This is a genomic window from Kitasatospora sp. MBT63 (assembly GCF_000710465.2).
GTDB lineage: Bacteria > Actinomycetota > Actinomycetes > Streptomycetales > Streptomycetaceae > Kitasatospora.
In genome coordinates this window covers 1-3,802 of record NZ_JAIZ01000227.1, presented here as the reverse complement: position 1 = coordinate 3,802, position 3,802 = coordinate 1, and the positions used below count along the sequence as shown (strand labels likewise).

5 protein-coding genes are annotated in these 3,802 nt (G+C 75.0%); 3 read left to right on the top strand and 2 right to left on the bottom strand.

Annotated features, from left to right (window positions below; all coding sequences use genetic code 11):
• Positions 1–33: 33 nt before the first annotated feature.
• On the bottom strand, positions 34–615 hold the full coding sequence (locus AA75_RS15115) for a helix-turn-helix domain-containing protein (protein ID WP_051812443.1): 582 nt from the start codon (positions 613–615) through the stop codon (positions 34–36).
• A gap of 64 nt (positions 616–679) precedes the next feature.
• On the opposite strand from AA75_RS15115, the gene AA75_RS15110 reads away from it, so the two are divergent.
• The 3 genes from AA75_RS15110 (at position 680) to AA75_RS15100 (ending at position 2,294) form a co-directional block, all read left to right on the top strand.
• Positions 680–1,417 (top strand): AzlC family ABC transporter permease, encoded by a 738-nt coding sequence (locus AA75_RS15110; protein WP_063794363.1) that lies wholly within the window; start codon positions 680–682, stop codon positions 1,415–1,417.
• Positions 1,417–1,725, top strand: a complete 309-nt coding sequence (locus AA75_RS15105) for an AzlD domain-containing protein (RefSeq protein ID WP_199520328.1) — start codon at positions 1,417–1,419, stop codon at positions 1,723–1,725. The genes AA75_RS15110 and AA75_RS15105 overlap by 1 nt, the downstream gene beginning before the upstream one ends.
• A 134-nt stretch (positions 1,726–1,859) precedes the next feature.
• Positions 1,860–2,294 carry a CBS domain-containing protein gene (locus tag AA75_RS15100; RefSeq protein WP_033820525.1) on the top strand — a complete coding sequence of 145 codons (435 nt, stop codon included), beginning with the start codon at positions 1,860–1,862 and terminating at the stop codon, positions 2,292–2,294.
• An 89-nt stretch (positions 2,295–2,383) separates the two neighbouring features.
• Here AA75_RS15100 and AA75_RS15095 read toward each other — a convergent pair whose 3' ends face one another.
• Positions 2,384–3,574, bottom strand: a complete 1,191-nt coding sequence (locus AA75_RS15095) for an MFS transporter (protein ID WP_051812441.1) — start codon at positions 3,572–3,574, stop codon at positions 2,384–2,386.
• Between the last annotated feature and the right edge of the window lie 228 nt (positions 3,575–3,802).

The window sequence follows — 3,802 nt, the reverse complement described above, 5'->3', positions numbered from 1 at the left end:
CCGCCGCACCCCCGGGGCGCGGCGGGCCGCCGGTCAGACGTGTTCCATCACGATCAGCGCGGTGGTGCCGGGCTCGAGGGCCTCGAAGACGTGCACCGCGTCGCCCGGGTAGGCGATGTAGTCGCCCGGACCGAGTTCGACCGGCTCCTGAACGGGTCCGACCAGCGCCCGGCCGGTGCCGACCACCAGGTGCTCGACGGTGCCGGGCATGTGCGGGTCGGAGACCCGGGAGCCGCCCGGCTGGGCCTCGATCCGGTAGAGGTCGCGTCGGGCGTTCGGCGGGCAGGAGGCCAGCAGGGTGGCGGCGTAGTCGGCCCGCTCGGAGTAGGTGACCGGCCCTTCGCCGACCCGGATCACCCGGACGGCCGGACGCGGCGGGTCGACCAGCCGGCTGAACGGGACGCCGAGTGCGACGCCGAGTGCCCACAGGGTCTCCACGCTCGGGTTCCCGGCGCCGGACTCCAGCTGGGAGAGCGTGGACTTGGCGATGCCGGCCCGCTTGGCCAGTTCGGTGAGGGACAGGCCGGCCCGGCCGCGCTCGCGGCGGATCGCGGCCGCGATCAGCGCGATCAGGTCGAGGCGCGGCTCGGTCCCGTCCGGCGGGGCAGTCTCCATGTTCGCTCCAGAAGTCCACTTGTTCGGCTTGACGAACGCCCGGCGGGCGTTCACTGTAGTGGACATGAGTTCATCATGGCGAACGCTCGACCGTGGCACTCTCCACGACATCGCCCTCGTCTGCCTCGCCGACGCCGTGGTCGGCGCCTCCTTCGGCGCGATCAGCGTCTCCGGCGGCCTGCCCGCGTGGGTACCGGTCGCGATGTCGGTCCTGGTCTTCGCCGGCGGCGCCCAGTTCGCCGCGGTCGGTGTCCTGCTGGCCGGCGGCGGGCCGCTCGCCGCCGTCGTCACCGGCCTGGTGCTCAACACCCGCCTGCTGCCGCTCGGCTTCGCCGTCGGCGACGTCCTGCAGGGCAGCCGGTGGCGCAGGCTGCTCGGTGCCCAGCTGCTGACCGATGAGTCCGCCGCCTTCGCCCTGCGCCACCGGGACCCCCGGCGCCGCCGGGCCGCGTTCTGGCTCTGCGGCCTGGCCCTGTTCGCCTGCTGGAACCTGTCCGTGGTGCTCGGCGCGCTGGCCGGCGGGGCGATCGGCGACACCGCCGCGCTCGGCCTGGACGCCGCCTTCCCCACCGTCCTGCTCGCCCTGCTGCTGCCCGCACTCGGCGACCGCCGCACCCGGGACGCCGCGCTGCTGGGCGCCGCCGCGGCGCTGGCCGCCACACCGTTCCTGCCCGCCGGGGTGCCAGTCCTGCTGGCGCTGGTCGGCCTGCTCCCGGCGGCCGTCCGCGCCGCCACCCGCGACGCGGCCACCCCCGCCGCGGACCTCACCCCCGCGGCCCACCCCGTCAAGGAGGCGCACTGATGCTCCTGTACGCCGTCCTCGCCCTCGCCGCCTGCACCTACGCGCTGCGGCTGGCCGGGCCCGCCTTCCACCACCGGCTGCGGCTGCCCGAGCACCTGCGGGACCTGCTGGGCCTGGCCGCACCCGTGCTGCTGGTCGCCCTGCTGGCCACGGCCGCGCTCACCGCGGGCCACGGCTTCGCGGGCTGGGCCCGGCCGGCCGGGGTCGCCGTCGGGGCGGTGCTGGCGGTCCGCCGGCTGCCGTTCCCCGTGGTGGTGGTCGCCGCCGCGGCGACCACCGCACTGCTGCGGCTGTCCGGGGTCGCCTGACCGGCAGCGCCGCCGGCGTCGACCGCCTCGGGAGGGGCCGCTGCGGCCAGCCCGAGCGATCACCCGGACGGGCACATATGGTGATCGCATCATGACCCTCCGCACTCCGGTGCGACCCGAGGAGAGGACCTCCCGTGATCACAGCCCGTGACATCATGCACCGCGGCGCCCAGTGCATCGACGCCGACCAGACCCTCATGGACGCGGCCAAGATGATGCGCGACATGGGCGTCGGCGCCCTGCCCATCTGCGGCCCGGACAAGATGCTCAAAGGCATCATCACCGACCGCGACATCGTGGTCCGATGTCTCGCCGAGGGCAAGGACCCGATGATGATGAAGGCCATGGACCTGGCCGGGCACCTGCACTGCGTACGGGCCGAGGACGACATCGAGGCCGTGCTGAAGAAGATGGAGCAGCACCAGATCCGCCGGATCCCGGTGATCGACGACGGCAAGCTGATCGGCATGATCAGCGAGTCCGACCTGGCCAGCGGTCACCGTGACGGCAACCTGCTGACCGACCGGCAGATCATCGAGTTCATGGACAGCATCTACCTGAGCCACTGACCGTGGCCCGCTGACCGCACGTCACCGGCGGTACCGGACGGCGTGGGAGCCCCGCTCCCACGCCGTCCGCGTGCGTCGGGCGCCCGGCCTCAGACCCGGGCCGGAACCGGGGCGGGGACCGGCCCGGCCGGCCGCGGGCTGCGGCGGTCCGCGGCCCAGGAGACCAGGGCGATGACGCAGCCGAGCGCGGCCAGGGCGGCGCCGACCAGGGTGGGCGAGGTCCAGCCGAGGCCGGCGCCGAGCGCGACCCCGCCGAGGTAGGCGCCCTGCGCGTTGGCCAGGTTGAAGGCGCCCTGGACGGTGGCGGAGGCCAGCGTCGGCGCCCGGCGGGCCTTGAGCAGCACCAGGGTCTGCACCGTGGGCACGGTCGCGAAGCCGAACATCCCGATCAGCACCACCGTCACCGCCGCCGACCAGCGCGCGTGCGAGGTGACGGCGAACAGCGCGAGCGAGGCGGCCATCAGCAGGAAGGCCGCGCAGATGCTCGGCCGCAGCGCCCGGTCCGCCGCGTACCCGCCGACGGCGTTGCCCAGGGTCATGCCGACGCCGAACAGTGCGAGCACCAGGGTCACCGAGCCCTCGCCGAAGCCGGCCACCTCGGTGAGGGTCGGCGTGATGTAGGTGTAGCAGGCGAACAGCCCGGCGCAGCCGAACACCACCGTGGCCAGGGCCGCCCACAGCTGGCCGCTGCGGAAGGTCGACAGTTCGGTGCGCAGCCCGGCCTGCGGGTGGGCGGGCAGCTGCGGGACCAGCCGGGCGGTGGCCGCGACCCCGAGCGCACCGATCGCGACGACCACCAGCATCGCGGCCCGCCAGCCCAGGTGCTGGCCTAGCAGGGTGGCGGCCGGGACGCCGAGGATGTTGGCGACGGTGAGGCCGGAGAACATCACCGAGACGGCGCGGGCGCGCAGGTGCGGCGCGGCCAGCTCGGCGGCGGCGACCGCGCCGGCGCCGAAGAACGCGCCGTGCGGCAGGCCGGTGACCAGCCGGGCGGCGGCCAGCAGCGGGAAGTTCGGCGCGAGGGCGCAGAGCAGGTTCCCGACCGTGAACAGCCCGGCCAGCCCGGTCAGTACGGCCTTGCGGGGCAGCCGGGCGCAGGCCGCGGTGAGCAGCGGCGCCCCGATCACCACCCCGACCGCGTACAGCGAGATCAGCCAGCCGGCCTGCGGAATGCTCACCCGCAGGTCGTCGGCGACCTGGGGCAGCAGGCCCATGGCCGCGAACTCGGTGGTGCCGATGGCGAAGGCGGTGATGGCGAGGGCGACGAGCGCCAGAGGCATGAGGGGGCTCCGAGTGGTCGCCCGGTGGGCGGTGCGAGGTGACGGGCGATCGTCGGTGACCACCGGTGAGGGCGTACGGCCGGTCTGAGGGGTGGTCGGCCGGTGCGACGCCGCCGGGCAGTCTACCCGGCGGGCGACGGGCGGTCGGTGAACGGAGCGAGTGGGGAGGGCGTGGGGAGGGCGTCCGTCCGGGGGCGGGGGTGGTGGTCAGGCCGCGGTGGCGAGGGT

What these genes read in the sequence shown, in the direction of transcription:
- AA75_RS15110 (WP_063794363.1), top strand. Translation starts at nt 680, where the DNA reads ATGAGTTCATCATGGCGAACGCTCGACCGTGGCACTCTCCACGACATC.
- AA75_RS15115 (WP_051812443.1), bottom strand. Translation starts at nt 615, where the DNA reads ATGGAGACTGCCCCGCCGGACGGGACCGAGCCGCGCCTCGACCTGATC.
- AA75_RS15095 (WP_051812441.1), bottom strand. Translation starts at nt 3,574, where the DNA reads ATGCCTCTGGCGCTCGTCGCCCTCGCCATCACCGCCTTCGCCATCGGC.
- AA75_RS15105 (WP_199520328.1), top strand. Translation starts at nt 1,417, where the DNA reads ATGCTCCTGTACGCCGTCCTCGCCCTCGCCGCCTGCACCTACGCGCTG.